The sequence below is a fragment of the Ruegeria sp. CDSC025 genome, from assembly GCF_059610805.1.
In genome coordinates this window covers 1-1,233 of sequence record NZ_JBXWOJ010000036.1, presented here as the reverse complement: position 1 = coordinate 1,233, position 1,233 = coordinate 1, and the positions used below count along the sequence as shown (strand labels likewise).

General features: G+C 54.8%; 3 protein-coding genes. All 3 read left to right on the top strand.

Going from position 1 to position 1,233, the window contains the following annotated elements; genetic code table 11:
- Positions 1-20 precede the first annotated feature (20 nt).
- The 3 genes from AC2FH8_RS20585 (at position 21) to AC2FH8_RS20575 (ending at position 1,200) form a co-directional block, all read left to right on the top strand.
- Positions 21-353: a transposase gene (locus tag AC2FH8_RS20585; RefSeq protein ID WP_496690636.1), complete on the top strand. Its 333-nt coding sequence runs from the start codon at positions 21-23 to the stop codon at positions 351-353.
- A gap of 149 nt (positions 354-502) precedes the next feature.
- Positions 503-625, top strand: a complete 123-nt coding sequence (locus tag AC2FH8_RS20580; protein WP_496690635.1) for a hypothetical protein — start codon at positions 503-505, stop codon at positions 623-625.
- An 8-nt stretch (positions 626-633) separates the two neighbouring features.
- Positions 634-1,200, top strand: a complete 567-nt coding sequence (locus AC2FH8_RS20575; protein ID WP_496690634.1) for an integrase core domain-containing protein — start codon at positions 634-636, stop codon at positions 1,198-1,200.
- Positions 1,201-1,233: the final 33 nt, after the last annotated feature.

The window sequence follows — 1,233 nt, the reverse complement described above, 5'->3', positions numbered from 1 at the left end:
TAGGAAACGGAGGACCTAGAATGGCAAACAAGAGACCGAAGCCGGAAGAGATTGTCTCGAAGTTACGGCAAGTTGAAGTTCTGATGGGTCAAGGCATGTCCCGTCTTGATGCGATCAGACAGATCGGAGTTGTTGAACAAACCTATTACCGCTGGCGGAAAAAGTACGGCGGAATGGGTGTTGATCAATTGAAGGAACTGAAACGGCTTCAGAAAGAGAACGAGCGGCTGAGGCGCGCAGTTTCAGATCTGACGCTGGACAAACTGATCCTGACGGAAGCCACAAAGGATGAAGGGCGGTTAGCAAACCATCCCGTGGATGGTTTGCTAACCCTGAACGCGAAGCCCTACTGAGCCCCGCTCGCCGTCGTGCTTGTATTAATCATGTACGCAACCAGCTGAACGTTTCCGAGAGACGCGCCTGTCGCGTGCTTGGACAGCACAGGTCCACGCAACGACGCATCCCAAGAGGTCGCGCAGAGGAGGACAGGCTGGTCGCCGACATGATCGAGCTGACCCGTCAATATGGCCGATATGGTTATCGCAGGATCGCTGCGCTGCTGAGAGAGGCTGGATGGTCTGTCAGCGATGGCGGGTTGAACGGCTTTGGCGACGAGAGGGGCTGAAAGTGCCAGTGAAACAACCGAAGAAAGGGCGGCTCTGGCTAAATGACGGCTCATGCGTTCGGCTACGGCCAGAGTATCGCAACCATGTTTGGTCGTATGACTTCGTTCATTGTCGAACCGACGACGGCAAAGCCTTCCGGACGCTGAACATCCTTGATGAGTACAGCCGGGAATGCTTGGCAATCAGGGTCGAGCGGAAACTGAACTCGACCGATGTAATCGACGTTCTGACAGACCTGTTCATACTTCGCGGCGCGCCCAGTTCATACGTTCTGACAATGGGCCGGAATTTGTCGCCCAGGCGGGTCCGAGACTGGATCGCCGCCGTTGGCGCCAAGACGGCTTACATCGAACCTGGCAGCCCGTGGGAGAACGGATATTGTGAAAGCTTCAACGGCCGGGTCAGAGACGAGCTGCTCAACGGTGAGATCTTCTACAGCTTGCGCGAAGCTCAAATCCTGATCGAACAATGGAGGAAACACTACAACACAAAACCTCCCCACAGTGCACTGGGCTACCGCCCGTCAGCTCCCGAAACCATCATCTCAATGGATCACAGGCCAATGATGCACTAACAATCAAATTGAACCAGTCAGATGAGGCTGCTC

Coding starts and splice junctions, on each gene's coding strand:
- AC2FH8_RS20585 (WP_496690636.1), top strand. CDS start 21: ATGGCAAACAAGAGACCGAAGCCGGAAGAGATTGTCTCGAAGTTACGG.
- AC2FH8_RS20580 (WP_496690635.1), top strand. CDS start 503: ATGATCGAGCTGACCCGTCAATATGGCCGATATGGTTATCGCAGGATC.